The sequence below is a fragment of the Rhizobium sp. J15 genome, from assembly GCF_002531825.1.
Classification (GTDB): domain Bacteria; phylum Pseudomonadota; class Alphaproteobacteria; order Rhizobiales; family Rhizobiaceae; genus Rhizobium.
In genome coordinates, this window is the sequence record NZ_NWSX01000011.1 from 55418 (window position 1) to 78515 (window position 23098).

The window sequence follows — 23098 nt, forward strand, 5'->3', positions numbered from 1 at the left end:
TAACTCCCGAGAACAAAATGATGTTCGGCTATAGAGGATAGCTTATGCACTGGCGCCGGGCATTGAGCACGATCAATGGCGTTCAAACAAGAACGGCGCCTCCCGCCTGCTCGCACCAGCTACGGCACGATGCCGAAAAGACGGGCGCCACTACGCATTGAACCGGATTGCGGCGTCCGTTCTTTGGGAGGAAAATTGCGTCCGGGAACGGAAGTCCGAGCCGATATCGGCATCGGAAAAGGCGTCTCTCGGGAGGGGGCCATGACAACGTCGCCAAATGGCAAGAGTCTGGGACTTGCCGCCTGCACCGCCATCGTGGTCGGAAATATGGTGGGGTCGGGCTTTTATCTTTCGCCGGCCGCGGTGGCACCCTACGGCAACCTCGCGATCATCGTCTGGATCCTCATGGGCGCGGGCGCGATCTGCCTCGGCCTCACCTTTGCGCGTCTGGCGAGCCTCGTGCCCGCCGTCGGTGGCCCCTACGCCTATACGAGGCTCGCCTATGGCGATTTCGCCGGCTTCCTGATTGCTTGGGGCTACTGGATTTCCATCTGGACGTCTCTGCCGGTCATCGCCATTGCCTTTGCCGGCGTGATGGTCGATCTCTTCCCCGCGCTCGGCAATCGCTTCGCCGCAACCATGCTGACGCTTGGGGTGATCTGGGCGATTGTGCTCGTCAATCTCCGCGGCGTTCATGCGGCGGGTCTCTTTGCGCAGGTCACCACCTACGCCAAGCTTCTCCCCTTCGGCGCCGTCGCCATCATCGGCCTCTTCTTTATCGACACGTCCCATTTCTCCGAATTCAATCCAAGCGGCCAGCCGCTGCTGCAGTCGATCGCGACGCTGGCGCCGCTGACGATGTTTGCCTATCTCGGGCTGGAATCGGCAACCGTGCCCGCAGGCGATGTCGAAAACGCGGAGCGGACCATCCCGCGCTCCACCGTCCTTGGAATCTCGATCGCCGCGGTGCTCTACGTGCTCGGCACCATCGTGGTGATGGGCCTCGTGCCACGCGAACAGTTGGTTCGCTCGGTCGCACCCTTCTCCGAAGCAGCCGGCATGATGTGGGGGCGCGGCGGCGAACTGGCGATCTCGATCGCCGTCCTGGTCTCCTCGATCGGCGCCTTGAACGGCTGGACCCTGCTGATGGGACAAGTGCCGATGGCCGCTGCTCGCGACGGGCTATTTCCTCCGCTTTTCGCGCGGCTCTCTTCCCGCGGCGTCCCGGCTCTGGGCATGATCGTCTCGGCCTTGTTCGCGACCCTGCTGGTTCTCGCTCAGGCTGTCGGGGCCGAAGGATTTGCTGCAGCCTATCGGCTGATGGTCGGGCTGAGCACGATGGCGGCCGTCGTTCCCTACGCCTTCTGCTCACTGGCCGGCACTCTTGTGGCCGGCGTGACGCTCGGGCGAATGCCGCGTGTAAGCGCCATCGAACTGATCGCCTTCGCTTTTGCGATCTTTACCCTCTATGGCTCAGGCGCGGAGCCGGTGCTCTATGGGCTGGTACTGCTGATGCTCGGCATCCCCGTCTACGTCTGGCAAAGGCGGAATGCGGCGCCGGCGATCGAACGTCAAAAGGCGTCAGGAGGTGCGGCAACGCACCCGGCCGTGTCGGGATAGGCAGGCTCGAAGGGCCGGACAGGTTCAGGCGTGCCAGCTCAACCCGGCAAAGCTCTCGCTGATGATTGTTCCGCGCTCGCCGCGCACCATTCCCGCAATATCCGCAAGGGCTCCGATCGCAGCGGTCCTGCCGCCCATGCGCGCAAAATGGCAGGCGGCATCAACCTTCGGGCCCATTGATCCGGCCGGGAAGGAAAACTGCTTGAAATCGTCGGGACGGGCTCGATGGATCGCCTTCTGCGACGGCTTGCCCCAGTCGGTGCAGACAGCCTCGGCATCCGTCGCCATGATCAGGAGATCGGCGTAAAGCTCGCGCGCCAGAAGCTCCGAGCACAGATCCTTGTCGATCACGGCTTCGACGCCGATCAGCTTCCGGTCAGCGCCCTTTTCGTACATCGTCGGAATGCCGCCGCCGCCCGCGCAGATCACGATCGTGCGCTGCTCCAGCAGCCAGCGGACCGGACGGATCTCGAAGATGCGCTTGGGCGCCGGCGAGGCAACGACGCGCCGCCATTTTTCACCGTCCTGTTTGAAGACCCATCCCTTTTCCGTGCGGATCCGCTCCGCCTCCGCCTGGTCGTAGACAGGACCGACGAACTTGGTGGGGTTCTGGAAGCCGGGATCGGCGGCATCGACTTCGACCATAGTCAGCAGCGTCGCCAAAGGCTGCTCGAACGGCAGGAGATTGCCGAGCTCCTGTTCCAGCATATAGCCGATCATGCCTTCGGTCTCGGCGCCGAGAACGTCGAGCGGATAGGCTTCCTCGGGTTTGTAGGCTGCGCCCTGAAGGGCAAGCAGTCCGACCTGCGGCCCGTTGCCGTGCGTGACGACGATCTCATGTTCGGCGGCCAGGGGCGCGATCGCCTGAGCGGCGATGCGCGCATTCCGCCTCTGGGTGTCGGCCGTCATGGCTTCCCCGCGCCGGAGAAGCGCATTTCCGCCGAGCGCAATAACCACACGCATGTCAATCTCCCAGCGTCGCGACAAGCAGGGCCTTGATCGTGTGCAGACGATTTTCCGCCTGCTCGAAGGCGACATTGGCCTCGGATTCGAAAACGTCGTTGGTCACTTCGAGCCCGTTCTCCATGCCGTAATCTTCGGCGATCTGTTTGCCGAGCGTGGTTTCGGTGTCGTGGAACGCCGGCAGGCAATGCATGAACTTGGTCTGCCGGTTGCCAGTCGCCCTCATCAGGTCCTCGTTGACTTGATAGGGAGTGAGCAATTTGATGCGCTCGCGCCAGACATCTTTCGGCTCGCCCATCGAAACCCAGACGTCGGTGTGGATGAAATCGACGTCCTTGACCGCCTCTCTGGGATCTTCGGTCACCAGCAGTCGCGCGCCCGAGGCCTGCTGCAAATCCTTGGCGATCTTCATGTATTCTTCCGAAGGCCACAGCGATCTCGGCCCGCAGATACGCACATCCATGCCGAGCAGGCAGCCGACGATCAGCAGCGAATGCCCCATGTTGGACCGGGTGTCGCCGACATAGGCATATTTGATCTCAGCGATCGGCTTGTCGCTATGTTCGCGCATCGTCATGACGTCGGCGATCATCTGCGTCGGATGATATTCGTCGGTCAGACCGTTATAGACGGGCACCCCGGCATATTTTGCCAGCGTCTCCACGCCTTTCTGCGCGGAGCCGCGATATTCGATCGCGTCATACATGCGCCCCAGCACCCGCGCCGTGTCCTTGAAGGATTCCTTGTGCCCGATCTGCGAGCCGGACGGATCGAGATAGGTCACATTGGCGCCCTGGTCCGAGCAGGCGACTTCGAAGGCGCACCGCGTCCGCGTCGAGGTCTTTTCGAAGATCAGGCAGATTTCCTTGCCTTTCAGATGCTCCTGCTCGGTGCGGGCATATTTCGCCCGCTTCAGATCGCGGGCGAGATCGAGGAGATAGCGGAATTCCCGCGGGGTATAGTCCTGCACGGTCAGAAGCGAGCGATTGCGCAGATTGAAACTCATGGTCTTGCTCCGTCGGTCCGGTTCGTGAGTGTGAAACGTCAGTAGGCGGGCTCGCGCCAGATGGGGCATGTCATGCAGTGCCCGCCACCGCGGCCGCGGCCGAGTTCGGAGCCGCGAATGGTGATGACCTCGATCCCCGCCTTGCGCAGAAGCGTATTCGTGTAGGTGTTGCGGTCGTAGGCGACGACGACGCCGGGCTCGAGTGCCACGACATTATTGCCATCGTCCCATTGTTCGCGCTCGGCCTGGTAGGCATTGCCGCCGGTCTCGACGGTGCGCAATTGCGGCAGCTCGAGCGCCTCGCTGACGACATCGAGCATCGGCCGGGCTTCCGGATGAATCTCGAAGGTGCCGTCGTCGTCTTTCGGATACATGCTGTAGCAGCGGACCTGGTCGACCACCTCGGCAAACAACGTGACGACGTCGCGATCGCAGAAACTGAAGACAGTGTCGAGGTGCATGGCCGCACGGCTCTTCGGCATCAGGCAGCCGATCACCCTCTTTGCGGCCTTGCCTCTGAACAGCGCCTGCGCCACCTGGCCGACTGCCTGGTAGGTGGTGCGCTCGCCCATGCCGATGAGGACGGTGCCGTTGCCGATCGGCATGACGTCGCCGCCCTCCATCGAGGCATTGGCGAACGGATGGTCCGAATCGCCCCACCAGATCTGGAAATTGCCGCCGAGGAAGATCGGATGAAACTTGTAGACCGCACGCTGGATCAGCGTCTCCGCGCGCCTTGCCGGCCAGAACATCGGGTTGCACGTCACGCCGCCGTAAATCCAGCAGGAGGGATCGCGCTGGAACAGCGTGTTCGGGATCGGCGGAATGACGAAATCCGTCTCCGGCAAGGCGCTGAGCATCAGCGACTTCGCCTTGACCTCGGGCAGATCGGAGATCGCGATGCCGCCGATCATGAATGCGGCGAGCTGCGCCGGCGGCATTTCGTCAAGCCAGGGCCGTATCGCTTCCGCGATCTGCGAGCCGAGCACATTCGCCGTGATGCGCCTATCCAACACGAAATCGCGCGCCTGGCTGTTGGCAAGCGTCTGGCCAAGAAGGTCGTGCAGCTCGAGAACTTCAACACCCCGTTCCTGCATCTTCAACACAAAGTCAAAATGATCTTTCTGCGCCTCGTGAACCCATAGGACATCGTCAAAAAGCAGATCATGGCAGTTGGCAGGCGTCAGGCGCTGATGAGCCAGGGACGGCCGGCAAACCATGACGGTTCTCAGCTTTCCAACTTCGGAATGAACACCGAAACCACGCATGCGGTCCTCCTCCAGCAAACAGGTCGGCAACCGGATAACGCCCGCGCCGCCGGCTCTCCTGCATCAGCCTATTGGGGCCGGCCCGCCGGTGTCATTGATTGCAGACAAGGTGCAGCGCAGCATTTATGGTTCTCATGATGTCGGGAGTGGGAAATAGGTCCGTCAAAGACAATCGGATGCACCGCGTTCCTGTCTCCGCCATGCACGCCAATGTGAGGGATGAACGTCGACTATCTCGCGGGTCAGCGCATTGACCCATCCGCCAGGGACGCGTTGGCAGGGAAAAACCAAGGTATGAATACCTTCGTCGTCGATGACGGCGAGCTCGATGTCCTGTTCAAACGGAGCCTCAACGACCAATCGCCAAATCACCGAACCCCTCCTCGGCGATGCATGGGCGTCGGCCGGTGTTCCGTTCCAGAGTAGCGGAACCATGGACGAACGGCATTGAGCCGGATCAATGGAGAGTAGATCCGGCTGAAACGCCGGCGCAACGGACCTCGGCTGGCCGGGGCATGGGTGAGTGCAATAGAGTCTACGCGATACTACACTCGTCACCCGTTCAAAGATGGTAAACTCATGCTGTTGTTGTGAAGGAAGGCAGTCGAGGCACTGAATACGTCTCAATGGGGCGGAGGAGACCATCATGTCCATCAAGATGGAGGCGCCGCATATTGCCGAATATCGTTCCGTTGCCTCAAGCTTGACCGGGCGAACCCCGTTCATCGGAGCGCAAATAGTGCGCCGCAAAGCCGGGCGCGTTTTACCCGAGGGAGAGAACGTGCCAAGGATGAACTCGATCCGGCAACTCTATGAACACCTGCCGGACGCAGTGTTCTTCATGGGTGCCGACAACAGGGTTTCGGCCTGCAACAGGGCTGCGGTGGCCTTGTTCGGTTATGAAGAAGGCGAATTACTCGGCCGCAAGATCGACTTCGTCTGGTCTTCGACGCCGGATGTTCAGCTCAAGGGACGCTGGGCAGACCAGGGTGTGTTGCGTGCCGGTATCGCGCTGACCAAGAGCGGCGCCCGCTTTCCGGTTGCCCTGACCATCATCCGGGAACAAGGCGAGAAAGAAACCTTCACCGCAGCGGTCTTTGAGGACTTCCGGACCGAGCGCGAAACATTGCAGCAGGTGCAGGAGCTTCGCAGCGAGCTGGCCCGGCTTGCGCGGATAGCCGCGCTTGGGGAAATGACTTCGACGCTGGCGCACGAGCTTTCCCAGCCGCTGACCTCGATCGGCGCGTATGCGGAGGGCTGCGGGCGTCTTATGGAGAACGATCGCAACGGGTGTCACGCGGAGCTTCGCGAAGCCCTGTCGAAAATTGCGCAGCACGCCTTGTGGGCGGGAGCGATCGTCCAGAATATCCGCGAATTCGCAAAGCGCGGCGCCGACGAAAAAAGGCCGGAAGCGATGCATGCGCTGATCCATGAGGCGACGCCCCTCGCCCTTGCGGGCTCTCGAGGCCAAGGGCTTCATACCGATTTCCAGTTCGACGCGGAGCGTGACATCGTGTTGGTCGACCGTATCCAGATCCTCCAGGTGCTGACAAATCTTCTTCGCAATGCGGTTGAAGCAACCGACGGCACGAAATCCCCCCATATTTCGATCCGCACCAGAATCGACGACCTCTCCCATCTTGTCGTCGACGTGTCCGACAACGGCTGCGGGATTGCCGCGGAGATCGAAGAGGCGCTGTTTCGTCCCTTCGTCACGACGAAACCCCACGGCCTCGGCATGGGGCTGGCATTGTCCAAGCGCATCGTCGAAGCGCATGGAGGCCGGATAGCTGCACGCAGGGGACCGCAGGACGGTTCGATCCTCACATTTTCTCTTCCGCTGGTGGAGACCACAGCCAATGACGAACGACCTTATGATCCATCTCGTCGATGACGAAGAATCGCTCAGGCGATCCCTGACGTTTCTGCTGGTGTCGGCAGGCTTTGCCGTTCGTGCGCACAGCTGCGCAAAAGCGTTTCTGGAACTTCTGCCCCTTTCGGGACGGAACTGCCTCGTGACGGACCTGCGGATGCCCGATGTCAATGGCATCGAATTGCTCCAGCAGATGCACCGGTTCAACATGGATGTCCCTGCGATCGTCATCACCGGCCAGGGCGATGTCGCCGCGGCCGTGCAGGCAATGAAGGCCGGGGCATTCGATTTTCTGGAAAAGCCTCTGAGGGAAGAGGCGCTGATTGCCGCCATCAACGGCGCGGTGGGGCAGAGGCGGACCGGCAGGGCCATCGCCGGCTCCGAAAGCATTGCCACCCGGCTTCGCCAGCTCACCGAACGCGAACATCAGGTTCTGGCCGGCGTGCTCGATGGCTTACAGAACAAGATGATCGCCTATCATCTCGGCATCAGCGTGCGCACGGTGGAAGTCCATCGTGCCAATGTGATGGCTAAGATGGGGGCGCGCAATCTGGCGGAACTCATGCGAATGGCCATTACCGTCGATACCCCAGCGCAATCCCTCGAAACACAGGTGTGACAGCGGCTATGGAACGGAAGCTGGGCCGGCCAGCTTGCGGCCATTCCCGATTTCCTTGACGATTTGCGTGGCAATCTCGTCCTCCACGTCGAGAATAGCCTGATTGCGCAGGTCGCGCTCGTACTGGTTTGCCCAGATGACCGTACCGTCAGCGCCGTTGATCAGGCGCACATGCAGATGAAGGACCGTGCCCTCGACCAGCGCGCTCCCCTGCAGGTTCAGCAGCGAGCCACTCGCCCCCGCGACGGACCGGCCCGGGGCAAACACGACGAGGTCATCGATCTTCATGAGCTTCGCAATGAGTTGATCGGCCAGTCCGCTGGCGAAATCCGCTCCCTGTGTGTTGTCGCCGAGGGCCGCAAAGGGTTCCAGCATAATCCCGGTCTTGCCTTCCGGTGTCGACGGGACAGCGGCCGGTGACGGTTCGCGCGGCGAAAGATAGGCTTCGAGAGGACGAATGAGCGCCAGGATCGCCATTACGCCGAAGAGCGCGGGCACCCCGATCGGCAGCAGAAGATCGCGATACGCCAGCGGTTGGCCGGGGTTGTTCCGTCTGTTTCCGGGGCTTTGTACCGCGGGCTTTTCGTCGGCATCCGAGCCGCCTTCATCGGTCGAAAAATTTGGCGAATATCCGCCTTTGGGAATGGTAATCCGGATCGGGTCGTCGCGTCCGCAGACGAGGTAGTAACGCTCCAGCGCGCGACGGATGCGCCCTGCCTCGATGCGGACGACCGGATCATTCTGCGCATCGAAGGAAGCATCCCTTCCGAAAACTGCCTGCGCGATCGTGTAGGCCTTGAGTTGCTCCTGGCGCCCTTCCAGCGTCTCTTCGACGATATATTGCAGAAAGTGCCGCCCGCGTTCGGGAGCATGGAACTCTACGCTGGCGAGTATGCGGTCAAGCTGCGCGCGCACGTCCGCAGGGTTTTGAAATGCGCGGCTATCCCCCTTCTCTTCCGATGCCATCGCGACCTCCCGCGATACCTTCGTATCGTCTCAACAAGGGGCGTAACTTTATACACCCGGCGGCGGACCGAGGCTTCCGTAGCAATACTTAAGGGATATCTCGAATAACGGGGCAGGCTGAAATTGCTTATGCTGCAATGCGGACGGGGGCGACGCACATGCTTCAAGACCATGCAATCCGACAGCACACAGCAGGTACGGGCCATCGCTATGGGGCGGCGTCCGCGACGGCCAGGGATCACTCGATCAGGCTCAAGGCGGACGAGACGATCTATAGCGAAGGCGAACACGCGCGGGCGATCTATCAGGTCGAAGCGGGCGCGGTGCGGATCTACCGCCTGACGGCAAGCGGGCAGCGTTATATCCTGTCCTTCTGCGGCAAGGGCGAATGGTTCGGGCTGGAAACCGGCAATGTGCGAACCGACTTTGCGGAAGCTGTTTGCGAAACCTGCATCAGGCCGTTTCGCGCCAACCGGGACGCGATCGTCCCGATAGATCTGCTTCACATCGCCCTGACGAACCTTGCGAAGGCGCAGCACAAACAGCTCGTCATTACCGAGCAGAGCGCATTGAAGCGGGTGGCGGCCTTCGTATTTGAAATGGCCGATCGCCAGCCGGAAGATTGCGAATTCGATATGATGATGTCTCGCACCGATATTGCCGACTATCTCGGCCTGACCGTGGAGACCGTCGCCCGCTGTTTCACGAAGCTCCGCGAAAAACGCATCATTTGCCTGAACGGCAAGCTGCAGCGCATCGTCCGCCTGCTCGATCGCGATGCGCTCATTGCACTGACGAGCTAGAGCATGTCGCGCAAAAGTGTTCAGCGGTTTTCGGAAGACCGCTCCTGCCGCAGAAGGGGATTGAACATGAAGCACGCATCCCGCAGAGGATCGAAAACATTGGCTGGAGCGCTCCTTGCAGGTCTGCTGCCGCTTACCGCCTTTCCGCTTGCCGGCGCCCGGGCGCAGGACAATCCGTTCGACCAATTTCCTGTGATCATCCAGTGCAAATACAACGAAACCTATCACGCCTTTTACTTATCGCGCGTCTCGCAGGACGGGATCGCGACCTATGTGGCGTCAGAGCGGATTGCCGGCACGATCACGCTCGACGGCAAGGCGAAGGCAATCGGTGGCGAAGGCGGCGGCAGCTGCGTCGGCAAAACGCTGACGGAGCTCCGCGCTTCCGGTCAGGCTTTCGATATCAAGCGTTAGGGTTGCTGCCGCATCGCATCCAGTCGACACAGGCCGAGCTTTGCCATGGGAGCGTAGGGCTTTTTTTACGTTCAGAGGTCGACCGCGAAAGAATAGCCGGCCGAACGAACAAAGATGCCGCCGAAGCCGCTGAAATAGCCTTGCTATTTCGAGACCACACTATTGAGGCTGGCTTAGGAAAATATGGTAGCGGAGGAGGGATTTGAACCCCCGACACAAGGATTATGATTCCTCTGCTCTGACCTACTGAGCTACTCCGCCACTGGTCAAACGAACCCTGCTCGCGAAGCGCTGCGGGCTCGTGGGATGAGCGGCTTATAAGGTGCGCTTCGGCTTTGTGTCAAGCGCATGATGGAGAAAAACGGCAGGCTTTGCTGCACGCCCTCTCCTATCGGTTTCAGGCGGCAACAGGACTGGCGAGCAGCGCCTTGAGCGAAGCCTCGGCCGAGGGTTCGCGCTCGGAGCGTTCGATGAAACCGCCGCCGAACACGCGGGCGTCGTCGCCGGGTGCGGAATAGAGCGCACAGGCCTGGCCGGGCGCGATACCGGCCTCGCCGACCGTGAGGTCGACATAGGTGCCGGTGGCATCGATGTGCAGCACGGCGGGCGCCGGCGCCCTGGTCGAGCGGACCTTGGCGTAGCAGGCGAAGCCTTCGCCGGACGCCGCTTCCGCAAGCGTTTCGTCGCCCAGCCAGTTGACGTCGCGCAGATAGACGCGATGCGTCTCCAGCGCCTCCTTCGGTCCGACGATGACGCGGCGCGAGCGGGCATCGAGATAGACGACGTAGAGCGGCTCGCCGGTGGCGATGCCGATGCCGCGGCGCTGGCCGATGGTGAAGTGCAGGATGCCTTCATGCGTTCCCAGGATGCGGCCGTCGAGATGGACGATCTCGCCGGCAAGCGCCGCATTCGGCTTCAGCTTGGTGATGATGTCGGAATATTTGCCCTGCGGTACGAAGCAGATGTCCTGGCTGTCGGCCTTCTTGGCGACGACGAGACCCATCTCTTCGGCGAGCCGGCGGGTTTCGGCCTTCGGCAGGCCGCCCAAGGGAAAGCGCAGATAATCGATCTGCTCCTGGGTCGTAGCGAAGAGGAAATAGCTTTGGTCGCGGTCGGCATCGGCCGGCCGGAACAGCGCGCGGCGGCCGGGATTATCAGGCGAAGGTTTCGGCCGCGAGCGGATATAATGGCCGGTCGCCAGCGCATCGGCGCCGAGTTCCTTGGCAGTCGCCAAGAGATCCGCGAATTTGACCGTCTGGTTGCAGGAAACGCAGGGGATCGGTGTTTCGCCGGCCACATAGCTTTCGGCGAAGGGATTGATCACCGTCTCGCGAAAGCGCTTTTCGTAATCGAGCACATAGTGCGGGATGCCGAGCGTTTCGCAGACGCGGCGCGCATCGTCGATATCCTGGCCGGCGCAGCAGGATCCGGCGCGGTGAACGGCCGCCCCATGGTCGTAAAGCTGCAGCGTGATGCCGAGCACATCGTAACCCTGCTGTTTGAGAAGGCCGGCCACGACAGAGGAATCGACGCCGCCCGACATGGCAACGACGACACGGGTCTCTTCCGGCTTCTTGTCAAAATCCAGTGTGTTCAACGATGGTGCCAATTCTGCGCTGTTTCGATCCGCCGTTCTGACTTCGGAATGTGGCGGATTTCCTGCATTTCCGGCGGGATCGGCCGCCAGCTTTCATGGGCGACGGATATAGAAACTATTGCGCCCGCGCGCAAGTACCGGCTTTTCGGCCGGCTTTGCGGCGGCCATATGCGCATGCGCATTGCAGCTATTCGCAATCGACCTTTGCCCGCCCGCGTTTCATGGCGTAGAGGAAAATGACGCACCTTAGAAGATTCGGATATATGACAGCCGCCTCAACCACGCTTCGCGGCGTCCTTGTCGCATTCGCCGGCTATGCCGTCTTTGCTTTCAGCGATGCATCCATCAAAGCCTTGCACGGCACGATTCCTGCCTTCCAGGTCGCCTTCATCGGCGCGGTGCTCAGCATGTCCGCCCTTCCCTTCATCAAGGGGCCGGGCGATTCATGGCTCGACATCTTCGCGACGACCAACCGGCCGCTGTGGATGGCGCGCTTTGCCGCCGGCGCAGCCGGCTCGATCGCCTCCATCATCGCCTTCACCAAGCTGCCGATGGCCGAGGCCTTCTGTCTGCTGTTCCTGTTGCCCTCCGTCGTCACCATCCTTTCGGTGATTTTTCTCAAGGAGGATGTGCGCTGGCAACGCTGGGCGGCCGTCATCGTCGGCTTCCTCGGTGTGCTGGTCGTTCTGCGGCCCGGCTTCCGCGAATTGTCCGTCGGGCATCTGGCCGCAACCATCGGCGCCGTCGCCGCCGGCGTCGCCATCGTCATCCTGCGCGCGCTCGGCCCGGCCGAGAAACGGCTGTCGCTCTATGGCGCTTCCCTCCTCGGCACGCTCATCGTCAGCGGCGTTCTGATGCTCTCGGAGATCGTCGTGCCTACGCCGCAGCAATGGGTCTTTCTCACAGGTTACGGATTGCTGGGTGCCGCCGGCAACGTGATGCTGATGACAGCCGCGCGCCTCGCCCCGGCGACTCTGGTCGCAACCCCGCAATACAGCCAGATGATCTGGGCGATCGCCTTCGGCTATCTCTTCTTCAACGATCACGTCGACCTGCCGATGGCCTTCGGCATCGTGCTCATCATCTGCTCCGGCCTGCTGACGCTGATCCGCGAGCGCAAGCGCCACGTGCCTCTGCCCGCAGCCGTCGCCTCCGGCGACGCGCAATCGCCGCTGGCCACGACGCCGGCCGAAGGCGATGCGCCGGCGCCTGGGCGGTAGGACGCGCAATCCGGCAATCAGCCGGCCACCAGCGTCCCAATTTGGGATTAATCCGAACCTACTAAAATAATACTCTTTCCGTGGAACGATTCCCCATGTCGCGCGTTGCAGGCTCATGTCGCAATCGAATTGCTGAGGAGGGTTTCATGGGCAGGTTCGGCACGACGACGGATTACGACAGGATCAGACACTGGATCGAAGAGCGTGGCGGCCATCCCGCCCGTATCAAGAACGCGACCGACAGCGAAACCGTCCGTGTCGATTTTTCCTCGGAAACGCAGGAAGATATTTCCTGGGACGAATTCTTCCGAGGGCTCGATGGCAGCAGGCGCGCGTTCCTTCATCGCACCAAGGCCGAGGACGACAGAGCCCGTTTCGGCAAGATGGTCCGCCGCAAGCGTTTGCCTCACTGAAATTACGCATTCCTGACGCAGAAAACCCGGCGCCGTTTCCAGCGCCGGGTTTTCCATATTTCCTTGGGAGGAAGAAACTCAGTCGATGTTGAAGGTTAGCAGCTTTGCCTGGCGGATCGCCTGGTGGGCCGTCAGCTGTGCGAGCACGGTGTCCTCCACCTCGCCATCGACATAGAGCAGCGCGATGGCGTCGCCGCCCTGCTTGTCGCGGCCGAGCTGGAAGTTGGCGATGTTGACGTTGGCGCCACCGAGCGTGGTGCCGATGAAGCCGATCATTCCAGGGACGTCGGTATTGGTGATGTAGATCATATGCGAACCGACATCGGCATCGAGGTTGATGCCCTTGATCTGGATGAAGCGCGGCTTGCCGTCCGAGAACACCGTGCCGGCGACCGAGCGCGTCATGCTTTCGGTCGTCACCGTCAGCTTGATATAGCCGTCGAAGACGCCCGTTTTATCGCGCTTCACCTCGGAGAGCACGATGCCCTTTTCCTTGATCATGATCGGCGCCGAAACCATGTTGACGTCGGCGACCTGCGGGCGGATGAGGCCAGCGAGAACCGCGCTCGTCAGCGCCCGCGTGTTCATGTTGGCGGTCACGCCGTCATAGAGAATCTCGATCTCCTTGATCGGCTCTTCGGTGACCTGACCGACGAAGGCGCCGAGAACGTCGGCAAGACGGATGAAGGGCTTCAGGATCGGCGCTTCTTCCGCGGTGATCGACGGCATGTTGATGGCGTTGGAGACCGCGCCCTTGACGAGGTAGTCCGACATCTGCTCGGCCACCTGCAGGGCGACGTTCTCCTGCGCCTCGGTCGTCGAAGCGCCGAGATGCGGTGTGCAGACGACATTCGGCAGGCCGAAGAGCGGGCTTTCCTTGGCGGGCTCGACCTCGAACACATCGAAGGCGGCACCGGCAACGTGACCCGACTTGATGGCTTCGGCAAGCGCCGCTTCATCGACCAGGCCGCCGCGGGCGCAGTTGATGATGCGCACGCCCGGCTTGGTCTTCGCCAGGGCTTCCTTGTTGAGGATGCCGCGCGTCTTGTCGGTCATCGGCACGTGCAGCGTGATGAAATCGGCGCGGGCGAAAAGCTCGTCCAGCTCGACCTTGGTGACGCCCATCTCCTCGGCGCGCTCCTTGGAGAGGAACGGGTCATAGGCGACGACATGCATCTTGAGGCCGATGGCGCGGGCGCAGACGATCGAGCCGATATTGCCGGCGCCGATGACGCCGAGCGTCTTGCCGGTGATCTCGACACCCATGAACTTCGACTTTTCCCACTTGCCGGCCTGCGTCGAGGTATCGGCTGCCGGAAGCTGGCGGGCGACGGCGAACATCAGCGCGATCGCGTGTTCGGCCGTCGTGATCGAGTTGCCGAAAGGCGTGTTCATGACGATGATGCCGCGGCGCGAGGCGGCGGGAATATCGACATTGTCGACACCGATGCCGGCGCGGCCGACGACCTTGAGGTTCTTCGCCCCTTCGATGATCTTTTCCGTCACCTTGGTGGCGGAACGGATGGCCAGGCCATCATACTTGCCGATGACTTCGAGCAGACGGTCCTTGTCCTTGCCGAGCTGCGGTTCGAAATCGACTTCGACGCCGCGGTCGCGGAAGATCTCGACGGCGGTTTCCGACAATTCGTCGGATACGAGAACGCGAGGTGCCATGAGGGACTCCTTCAAAAATGTTCAGCGATGGATGAAATCGGGATACTGGGCTCCGCCCTGTGGCGGAGCCGGATGCGATCACGTCAGGCAGCCGCCTGAGAGAGCTGCGCCTTCTGCGTCTCGAAGGCCCAGGAAAGCCAGGGCATCAGCTTCTGCATGTCGGACGCCTCGATCGTAGCGCCGGCCCAGATGCGCAGGCCGGACGGCGCGTCGCGATAGTGGCCGATGTCATAGGCGACACCTTCCTTTTCCAGGAGGCCGACCAGACCCTTGGCGAAATTCGCCTGGCCATCGTCGTCAAGAGCCGCGATGTCCTTGTCGACGATCTTCAGGCAGACGGAGGTGTTGGAGGCCGTTTCCGCCTTGACGGCGAGATTGGCGATCCAGTCGTTTGCCGCGACGAAATCGTGGATGACCTTGGCATTGGCATCGGCACGCGCGATCAGCGCCTTCAGGCCGCCGAGCTCCTTGGCCCAGAGCAGCGCATCGATATAGTCCTCGACGCAGAGCATGGACGGCGTGTTGATCGTCTCTCCCTGGAAGATGCCTTCCGTTAGCTTGCCGCCCGAGGTCATGCGGAAGATCTTCGGCAGCGGCCAGGCCGGCGTATACGTGGTGAGGCGCTCGACGGCGCGCGGCGAAAGAATGATGACGCCATGCGCGCCCTCGCCGCCCAGAACCTTCTGCCAGGAGAAGGTGACGACATCGAGCTTGGCGAAATCGAGTTCCTGGGCGAAAGCCGCCGAGGTGGCGTCGCAGATCGTCAGGCCCTTGCGGTCGGCGGGAATGAAATCGCCGTTCCGCACGCGCACGCCCGAAGTCGTGCCGTTCCAGGTGAAGACGACGTCGCGGTCGAAATCGACGGCCGAGAGATCGGGAAGCTCGCCGTAACCGGCTTCGAGCCTGCGCACATCCTTGAGCTTCAGCTGCTTGACGACATCGGTGACCCAGCCGGCGCCGAAGCTTTCCCAGGCGAGCATGTCGACGCCGCGTTCGCCGAGCAGCGACCAGAGCGCCATTTCGACGGCGCCGGTGTCGGAGGCCGGAACGATGCCGATGCGGTAATCCGCCGGCACTTCGAGAATTTCACGGGTAAGGTCGATGGCCTGCTTCAGCTTGGCCTTGCCGACCTTCGCGCGGTGCGAACGGCCGAGAGCCGCGTCGGAAAGCGCTTCGAGCGACCAACCGGGGCGCTTCGAGCAGGGGCCAGAAGAAAAATGGGTATTGTTCGGACGGATGTCCGGCTTTGCGGTCTTCGCCATGATGCTATCCTCTCAGATAGAAAGCCCTTCGTTGGGGAAGGGTGTCCCGCCGCCGTGTCTATGGATCGGCGGCGTCGTAGTCAAGACCGAAGTGTCGCAGAGGGAAGATATTTTGACGCAGGCGCGCTTGACGCAACAAAAAAGCCGCCCGGGTCGGGCGGCCTTCTGAGGATGAAGAGCGGCCTATTTATAGACCGGCTGCTGCAGCGGGATTTCCGGCGGCGGTTCGTAGCTCGCCTGGGCGCATCCGCCGAAGAGGTAGCGGCCACCGACGCGGACTTCATGGGCGCTGAGGCCCTTGTCGCGGCCTGGACCGCCATTTTCGGCATAACCGAACATGTTGCCGCCATCGATATGCAGGTAGCGGTAGCCGACATCGGCCTTGAAGTTGCAGGTCACGTCGACCGAGGCGCCGGCCATGAGGGCGTAGGTGAAGCGCCAGTTGCCCTTGCCGCCGTGAGTAACCTCGTCGTCGCAGAAGCTGCCGTCATCGGCGCAGGCGACGTTGCGCAGGTTCTTCCACTTCACGTAGGAACCGCCGATACCGGCGCCGACATAAGGCGTGACGTAGCCGTAGGTGCCGAGATCGACATAGGCGTTGGCAAGCAGCGTATAGGCGGTGAGCGAAGAGCGGTCAGTCGAGGTGCAATCCACCAGCGGGAAGCCGCACTGGCCGACCGTCGAGCCGCGGAAATCAGCTTCCGTCAGATAATCGAAGGTCAGATCGGTGCGCAGATAGCTGTTGATCTGATAACCGACACCGCCACCGATGGTCCATGCGTCATCGAGATCCGCGTCGTCGAAATCGACTTCCGTGGCGTTGCTGCCCTGGAAATAGCGCGCACCGCGCAGATCGGTGAAGGCATAGCCGACATCGCCGCGCAGATACCAGCCGGTGGCCTCGGTGACCGTCACCTCTGGCGGCTGCTCCGGGATGGGCTCGGCAGGAGCCAAGTCCGCGGAATAGGCGTTTGTCGCGATCAATAATGCGGCGAGGACGCCGGACAAGCTTCTCTTCATGGATCTCACTCCAAAATCCCGTTGCGCCGGCAGGCTCAGTCGCTGCCAATCTGATACGCTTCGCATGGATAATGAATTGGAAACGTTAAAAGCTGCTTAACCACGATTATTTACTGAAGATCTTGAAGCTTCCGGTAGAGGAAACTTGGATTGCCGCGGTAAAAGTCTTTGAAACTGCGATCTGACGATGCGATTTGGCTGGCATATGGATTTAACAAAAAAGCCGGCGCATGCGCACCGGCTCTTCGCGTAATCTATATTCGAAGAATTAAGCCGCCGTCCGGACGTTCGAGATCGTTCCGATCAGTTCGTTGACGATGCGCTCGATCTGGGCGCGGTCGTCGCCCTCGGCCATGACGCGGATCAGCGGCTCTGTGCCGGAGGGGCGGATGACGAGGCGGCCGTTCTTGGCGAGTTCGGCTTCGGCATCGGCGATCGCCTTCTGCACCTGGATATCCTCCAGCGGCTTGCCGCCGCTGATGCGGACGTTGCGCAGCAGTTGCGGCACCGGTTCGAAGCGGCGGCAGACCTCGCTGACCGTCCGGCCGGTGCGTTTGACGGCGGCAAGGATCTGCAGCGCGGCAACCAGGCCGTCGCCTGTCGTGCCGTAATCCGAGAGCACGATATGGCCGGACTGCTCGCCGCCGACATTGTAGTTGTGCTGGCGCATATGCTCGACGACATAGCGGTCGCCGACCTTCGTGCGGGCAAGGGCCATGCCACGCTCGTCGAGGAAGCGCTCGAGGCCGAGATTGGACATGACAGTGGCGACGATGCCGTTGCCGCGCAGCTGCTGGTTCTCGGCCCAGCTCTCGGCGATGACGGCCATCAGCTGGTCGCCGTCGACGATCGAGCCGTTCTCGTCGATGATGATGACGCGGTCCGCATCGCCGTCGAGAGCGATGCCGATATCGGCGCGCACTTCGTCGACCTTCTTCTGCAGCGCAACCGGGCTGGTCGAGCCGCAATTGAGATTGATATTCGTACCGTTCGGCTCGTTGCCGATGGTCACGACATCGGCGCCGAGCTCCCAGAGCACGGCCGGCGCCACCTTATAGGCAGCGCCATTGGCGCAGTCGATGGCGATCCGCAGGCCCTGCAGGGTCACGTCGCGCGGCAAGGTGCGCTTGGCATGTTCGATATAACGGTCATGCACGCCGTCGACGCGCTTGGCGCGGCCGATATCGTCGGATTTGGCGAGCTGCGCGTTCAGGTCCTTTTCGAGCAGATCCTCGATCTCTGCTTCGATGTCGTCGGAAAGCTTGTAGCCATCCGGGCCAAAAAGCTTGATGCCGTTGTCCTCGTAAGGATTGTGCGAAGCGGAGATCATCACGCCGATATCGCAGCGCAGGGAGCGCGTCAGCATGGCGACGGCAGGCGTCGGGATCGGGCCGAGAATGAAGGCATCGAGGCCGGCAGCGGTAAAACCCGCGACCATGGCATTTTCGAGCATATAGCCGGAAAGACGCGTATCCTTGCCGATGACGACGCGATGGCGATGGTTGCCGCGGCGGAAGATCGTGCCGGCGGCGATACCGACCCGCATCGCGAGATCCGGCGTCATCGGGAAGACATTGGATTGGCCGCGAATGCCGTCGGTCCCGAAATAGCGTCTTTTCATCTGCACTCCTGCGCTTTCCGCGCGCCATTCAAGGCTGCGCAACGTTCCAAGCGAATCTGGCTTCAAGGGTCTGTCGTCAGTCCGGGACCCGTGAATCAGACCTGCCTCAATTCATCGGGATGCCACAAAACATGGGCATCGGCACGTAAATTACCGAGAAAATTGATTATATCCCGTTACCAATGGAAAAGGCCGGCTTTCCCTCGTGGGAAATCCGGCCTTGTCTGGAGAAGTGCCGCCGCTCAATGCGGCTGCGGTTCGAGGCCGCCTTCAGGCTCGTCGCCCTTGGTGGCAGGCCGCGCGCCGGCCTTCGGAACGGCCGAGCCGCGGCTCGGCGGGGAGTCGTCACCGAGATCGCGCGAAGGCTTCTCGCCGCGGATCAGCGCCTTGATCTCATCACCGGTCAGCGTTTCGTATTCGAGCAGGCCTTCGGCCAGAGCGACGAATTCGTCGTGCTTTTCCGTGAGGATCGTGCGGGCCTGCGTATAGGCTTCGTCGATCAGGCGGCGCACTTCGTTGTCGATCTTCTGCGCGGTGGCTTCCGAAACGTTCTTCGACTGCGAAACCGAGTGACCGAGGAAGACTTCCTGCTGGTTCTCGCCGTAAGCGACCTGACCAAGCTGATCGGAGAAGCCCCACTGCGTGACCATGGCGCGGGCAAGCTTGGTGGCCTGCTCGATATCCGAGGATGCGCCCGAAGTGATGTTTTCCTTGCCGAAGGTCAGTTCTTCGGCAACGCGGCCGCCCATCATGATGCAGAGGCGCGACACCATCCACTTGTAGCTCATCGAGTAGCGATCGCCCTCGGGAAGCTGCATGACCATGCCGAGTGCACGGCCGCGCGGAATGATCGTCGCCTTGTGCAGCGGATCGGCGACGGCGACGTTGAGCGCGGTAATGGCGTGACCGGCTTCGTGATAGGCGGTGAGCTTCTTTTCCGCCTCGGTCATCGCCGAGGAACGGCGCTCCGCGCCCATCATGATCTTGTCCTTGGCGTCCTCGAATTCCTGCATGGTGACGACGCGCTTGTTGCGGCGGGCGGCCATCAGGGCGGCTTCGTTGACAAGGTTCATCAGGTCGGCGCCGGAGAAACCGGGCGTGCCGCGGGCGAGAACCTTGAGATCGACATTCGGGGCCAGCGGAACGTTGCGGGCATGCACCTTCAGAATACGCTCGCGGCCGACGATATCCGGGTTCGGCACCACGACCTGACGGTCGAAACGGCCGGGACGCAGCAGGGCCGGATCGAGAACGTCGGGGCGGTTGGTGGCAGCGATCAGGATCACACCTTCATTCGCCTCGAAGCCGTCCATTTCGACCAGCAACTGGTTCAGCGTCTGCTCGCGTTCGTCGTTGCCGCCGCCGAGACCGGCGCCGCGATGGCGGCCGACGGCATCGATTTCGTCGATGAAGATGATGCAGGGCGCATTCTTCTTCGCCTGCTCGAACATGTCGCGCACGCGGCTTGCGCCGACGCCGACGAACATTTCGACGAAGTCGGAACCCGAGATCGTGAAGAACGGCACGTTGGCTTCGCCGGCGACCGAACGGGCGAGCAGCGTCTTGCCGGTGCCCGGAGGGCCGACGAGCAGCACGCCGCGCGGGATCTTGCCGCCGAGGCGCTGGAACTTCTGCGGGTCGCGCAGGAATTCGACGATCTCCTCGAGATCCTGCTTGGCCTCGTCGACGCCGGCGACGTCTTCAAAGGTCACGCGGCCATGCGCTTCGGTCAGAAGCTTGGCCTTGGATTTTCCGAAGCCCATCGCCCCGCGCGAGCCGCCTTGCATCTGCCGCATGAAGAACAGCCAGACGCCGAGAATCAGAAGCATCGGCAGCAGCGTGCCGAGATAGCTCAAAAAACCCGAAGAACCGTCCGTTTCAGGGCGTGCGGAAACCAGGACATTCTTCTGCTGCAGGCGATCGAGCAGGCTGTCGTCGATGACAGGCGAATAGGTCTGGAAGGTGGTGCCATTTTCAACATAGCTTCCGGAAACACGGTTGCCCGTGACCACGACTTCCTTCACGCGGCCCGCATCGACCTCACGCAGAAACTGCGAATAAGGGATTTCGCGGGAGCCCGTCTGTGCCGGCGCCGTTTGAAACATACTGAAAAGAGCGATCAGCAGAAGCGCTATGATCGCCCACAAGGCAAAATTACGTAAGTTAGGGTTCATCGAACTCCCCAGCACTGGAACGGCCGCCTCATGGCGACAGTCTTATTCGTTTCTAACATAGGGTTGCGCCAGGCCGTTGCCAAGGCGATCCCCCAGGTCAGATGGTTTTTCCGTCAATACTTCTTAAAGGCAGCCCTGCATAGGGAACCATCGCGAAAACCGCCGAAAGCCTGTCTGCAAAGATGAAATCAAATCGTGTCAAAAAGCGGTCGAAGGGCGCGAAATAGGGCGTGAGATGGATTGATCGGGCGGTTTCCGGAGATAGAGGGTGTCCATCGACAAAAAAAACCGGTGCTGAGGCGACCGCACGTTTCCATGCCGCCTTGGGCAGGCCCGTGCCCTCTCCTCCCTCATTCCTGTGCTCGTCACAGGAATCCAGCGCGCCCAAGTCATTGGGCGCGGAAGACTCGTCCTGTTTTGTAGAGTCATTCACCGCGCCGACGCGCGGTGGCTGGATTCCTGTGACAAGCACAGGAATGAGGGAGGAGGAGCCGGCTGATGCTTCTATTCTAGCGTTGACTGCCGATCCATTGCACACAAGAAACCTTCCATCCCACACCCCCGCCTCTCCCGGTCGCAACACCAGCGGCAATATCCCCCGACTCTCACGCGTGAAATAAAGCCCGTCACGCCTCAGATCGAAAGCCACCCGGCCGACGGTCATCCGCCCCGGTTCCCCGCCGGTGGCAAATGAGAGAAGGCGCTCCATCTGCGCCCTGCCCGGCACGAAGGGCTGCCCACCGAAGACGGCCGTCAGACGGCCGAGCGCATAGTCCAGAACTGCGCGATCCTGCCGCAAACCATCGACCGATACCTGGCCAAGCAGCCCGCCATGAAGCCTGAAGTGGCGATCCAGCCATTCGGCTGCCTGAGACGACAAAGCCAGCCGCTCTGCCCAGGCCGCACGAATATCCGTCTCCGTCGCAGGATCGGCAGCCAGCTGCCGGCGCACGCGCACGCGCTCATATTTCGCATCCTCGTTGCTGGGATCGTCGATCCACGCCACACCCTGCTCTTTGAGAAAGGCGCGGATATCTGCCCGGGTGGAAAAGAGAAGCGGCCGGAAAATCCAGAAGCGACGGTCAAAGAGCACCGCATCGGCAATGCCTGATGAAATCTGCTCCGTCCGCATACCACGCATCCGCAAGGTTTCGCGCTGGTCGTCGAGTGTATGGCCGGTGACGATCAAATCGGCGTCGAAAGCATCGGCTGCTTCTGCGAGAAGGCCGTAGCGGGCCTCGCGGGCCGCGGCCATGATACCGGCTTTCGGCTTTTCGCCCTGCCAGATCGCAATGGTGTGGGAGATGCCGAGCGATGCGCAAAGGGCAGCAACCTCTCGGGCCTCCTCCGCGGAGCCGGCGCGCAACGCATGATCGACGGTCGCGGCGCAAAGCGAAATTTTGAGGTCAGGCTCGGCCTTCACGGCTTCATCGAGGAGGAGAAGCAGGCCGGTGGAATCGCTGCCGCCCGAAATCGCGACGAGAATGCGCGCGGGGCTTTGGAGCGAGTGGAGAAACTGGCGGATCGCCAGCCGAGGCGATGAGGTGCCCTCCGCGGACATGGCGGAAGGCCTTAGCAGGCGAGACGCTTCTGTTCGCTCGCAACCTTACCTATGACGGCGCGTGAGGCTTTCGGATAGCGCTTCGAGACCTCGCGCAGCGTCGCGCAGGCCGTTTCCTTATTATCGAGGGCGGCAAGCGACATGCCGAGTTTCAGCAGCATCTCCGGCGCCTTTTCCGAGCTGCCGTATTTCTGATGCGCGTTGAGGAAGGTCTTGGCCGCCTCATTATACTTGCCCTGCGAGTAAAGCGCTTCGCCGAGCCAGAAATTGGCGTCCGCCGCGCGCGCGCTGCTCGGGTAACGGGCGATATACTGGTTGAATTCCTGCTCGGCGGTGCCGTAATCGCCTGACAGGACATGGCCATAGGCGGCCTTGTACTGGTCGGCCTCGCTGCCGAGCGAGGCGGTCTGCTGCGGCGTTCCGCCATTGGCATCGGGAATCGGGCCGGAGCCGATCGTCGCATTCTCGTCGACGCTTCCGCCAATCGGATTGCCGTTCTGATCGAACTCGATCGAGCCGAGCTGCTTCGGCGGCTGACCGAGGCCGGTATTCTCAGGAACATCGGTGGAGGGAGCCGTTTCGGCTCCCTGCGGTGCTTGGATCACCCTGGCGACATCATCCCCGCCGGAAGCTGCCGGAGCCGCATCGGTCTCGCTCTTCTTGACGGGAGCCTTGGCGCCACCGCCGCCGGAACCCGTCTTTTCGAGCTGCTGGAAGCGGAATTCATTGTCTTCCTGCTGCTTGCGGATCGTCTCCTGCATCTGCAGCAGCTGGAAGCTCATCTCCTCGATCCGGCCATTCAGCTGCCGCAACTGCTCTTCGAGCTGCTGCACGCGAACCTCGGCATCGCCGCTCTGCACCTTGACGACAGGCGGCGCCGCCTGGTTTTCCGCGGACCGGCCGCCAAGATGCAGCCCGAAGAACGAGGCCGAATAGGCTGCCCGCTCGCTCCCGGTCATAGCCGCGAGGCACAGCATGCCTGCCACGACAAGTTTCTTCATATGTATCGTCCTGTCCCAGTGAT

General features: G+C 61.7%; 19 protein-coding genes and 1 tRNA gene. 7 read left to right on the forward strand and 13 right to left on the reverse strand.

The features are described from left to right. The first annotated feature begins 261 nt into the window (after nt 1-261). Nucleotides 262-1620: an amino acid permease gene (locus CO670_RS12340; RefSeq protein ID WP_097590505.1), complete on the forward strand. Its 1359-nt coding sequence runs from the start codon at nt 262-264 to the stop codon at nt 1618-1620. 24 nt (nt 1621-1644) lie between these two features. On the opposite strand, the gene arcC is transcribed toward CO670_RS12340, so the two are convergent. Genes arcC through arcA form a run of 3 tightly spaced genes read right to left on the reverse strand, consistent with a single transcriptional unit; the run spans nt 1645 to nt 4857 of the window. Continuing rightward, a complete protein-coding gene (arcC, locus tag CO670_RS12345) occupies nt 1645-2583 on the reverse strand; it encodes a carbamate kinase (protein WP_097590506.1) in 939 nt (312 codons plus the stop codon). Between the two features lies 1 nt (nt 2584). After that, a complete protein-coding gene (locus CO670_RS12350; protein ID WP_097590507.1) occupies nt 2585-3589 on the reverse strand; it encodes an ornithine carbamoyltransferase in 1005 nt (334 codons plus the stop codon). Between the two features lie 38 nt (nt 3590-3627). After that, nucleotides 3628-4857 carry an arginine deiminase gene (arcA, locus tag CO670_RS12355; protein WP_097590508.1) on the reverse strand — a complete coding sequence of 410 codons (1230 nt, stop codon included), beginning with the start codon at nt 4855-4857 and terminating at the stop codon, nt 3628-3630. Between the two features lie 646 nt (nt 4858-5503). On the opposite strand from arcA, the gene CO670_RS12365 reads away from it, so the two are divergent. Further along, nucleotides 5504-6751, forward strand: a complete 1248-nt coding sequence (locus CO670_RS12365) for an ATP-binding protein (protein WP_097590509.1) — start codon at nt 5504-5506, stop codon at nt 6749-6751. Beyond that, on the forward strand, nt 6717-7349 hold the full coding sequence (locus CO670_RS12370; protein ID WP_097590510.1) for a response regulator: 633 nt from the start codon (nt 6717-6719) through the stop codon (nt 7347-7349). Before CO670_RS12365 ends, CO670_RS12370 begins: the two co-directional genes overlap by 35 nt. Before the next feature lie 6 nt (nt 7350-7355). On the opposite strand, the gene CO670_RS12375 is transcribed toward CO670_RS12370, so the two are convergent. Further along, nucleotides 7356-8315, reverse strand: coding sequence for a hypothetical protein (locus CO670_RS12375; RefSeq protein WP_097590511.1), 960 nt, complete (start codon nt 8313-8315; stop codon nt 7356-7358). 158 nt (nt 8316-8473) lie between these two features. Here CO670_RS12375 and CO670_RS12380 point away from each other — a divergent pair, with 158 nt between their 5' ends. Together CO670_RS12380 and CO670_RS12385 are read left to right on the forward strand one after the other, a co-directional pair. Then, nucleotides 8474-9118: a helix-turn-helix domain-containing protein gene (locus tag CO670_RS12380; protein ID WP_097590512.1), complete on the forward strand. Its 645-nt coding sequence runs from the start codon at nt 8474-8476 to the stop codon at nt 9116-9118. Nucleotides 9119-9184: 66 nt separating this feature from the next. Beyond that, complete coding sequence (locus CO670_RS12385) at nt 9185-9532, forward strand: hypothetical protein (RefSeq protein ID WP_097590513.1); 348 nt, start codon at nt 9185-9187, stop codon at nt 9530-9532. 184 nt (nt 9533-9716) lie between these two features. On the opposite strand, the gene CO670_RS12390 is transcribed toward CO670_RS12385, so the two are convergent. Further along, nucleotides 9717-9793 (reverse strand) — tRNA-Met (locus CO670_RS12390). Between the two features lie 136 nt (nt 9794-9929). Continuing rightward, nucleotides 9930-11129: a tRNA 2-thiouridine(34) synthase MnmA gene (gene mnmA / locus CO670_RS12395; protein ID WP_097590514.1), complete on the reverse strand. Its 1200-nt coding sequence runs from the start codon at nt 11127-11129 to the stop codon at nt 9930-9932. Nucleotides 11130-11392: 263 nt separating this feature from the next. On the opposite strand from mnmA, the gene CO670_RS12400 reads away from it, so the two are divergent. Further along, the gene (locus tag CO670_RS12400) at nt 11393-12349 is read left to right on the forward strand and encodes a DMT family transporter (RefSeq protein ID WP_097590515.1); all 957 of its coding nucleotides are present in this window, start codon (nt 11393-11395) and stop codon (nt 12347-12349) included. A gap of 146 nt (nt 12350-12495) precedes the next feature. Then, nucleotides 12496-12762, forward strand: coding sequence for a hypothetical protein (locus CO670_RS12405; protein ID WP_088677985.1), 267 nt, complete (start codon nt 12496-12498; stop codon nt 12760-12762). Between the two features lie 78 nt (nt 12763-12840). On the opposite strand, the gene serA is transcribed toward CO670_RS12405, so the two are convergent. The 7 genes from serA to ybgF form a co-directional block, all read right to left on the reverse strand. After that, on the reverse strand, nt 12841-14436 hold the full coding sequence (gene serA / locus CO670_RS12410) for a phosphoglycerate dehydrogenase (protein WP_097590516.1): 1596 nt from the start codon (nt 14434-14436) through the stop codon (nt 12841-12843). Between the two features lie 83 nt (nt 14437-14519). Continuing rightward, nucleotides 14520-15698: a phosphoserine transaminase gene (locus CO670_RS12415; protein ID WP_097590517.1), complete on the reverse strand. Its 1179-nt coding sequence runs from the start codon at nt 15696-15698 to the stop codon at nt 14520-14522. A gap of 183 nt (nt 15699-15881) precedes the next feature. Continuing rightward, a complete protein-coding gene (locus CO670_RS12425; RefSeq protein WP_097590519.1) occupies nt 15882-16718 on the reverse strand; it encodes an outer membrane protein in 837 nt (278 codons plus the stop codon). A 268-nt stretch (nt 16719-16986) separates the two neighbouring features. Further along, nucleotides 16987-18339 carry a phosphoglucosamine mutase gene (glmM, locus tag CO670_RS12430; protein WP_088678054.1) on the reverse strand — a complete coding sequence of 451 codons (1353 nt, stop codon included), beginning with the start codon at nt 18337-18339 and terminating at the stop codon, nt 16987-16989. Between the two features lie 242 nt (nt 18340-18581). Beyond that, nucleotides 18582-20513: an ATP-dependent zinc metalloprotease FtsH gene (ftsH, locus tag CO670_RS12435; protein WP_097590520.1), complete on the reverse strand. Its 1932-nt coding sequence runs from the start codon at nt 20511-20513 to the stop codon at nt 18582-18584. A 97-nt stretch (nt 20514-20610) separates the two neighbouring features. Beyond that, nucleotides 20611-22074, reverse strand: coding sequence for a tRNA lysidine(34) synthetase TilS (gene tilS / locus CO670_RS12440; RefSeq protein ID WP_097590521.1), 1464 nt, complete (start codon nt 22072-22074; stop codon nt 20611-20613). Between the two features lie 11 nt (nt 22075-22085). Then, complete coding sequence (gene ybgF, locus CO670_RS12445) at nt 22086-23075, reverse strand: tol-pal system protein YbgF (protein WP_097590522.1); 990 nt, start codon at nt 23073-23075, stop codon at nt 22086-22088. Between the last annotated feature and the right edge of the window lie 23 nt (nt 23076-23098).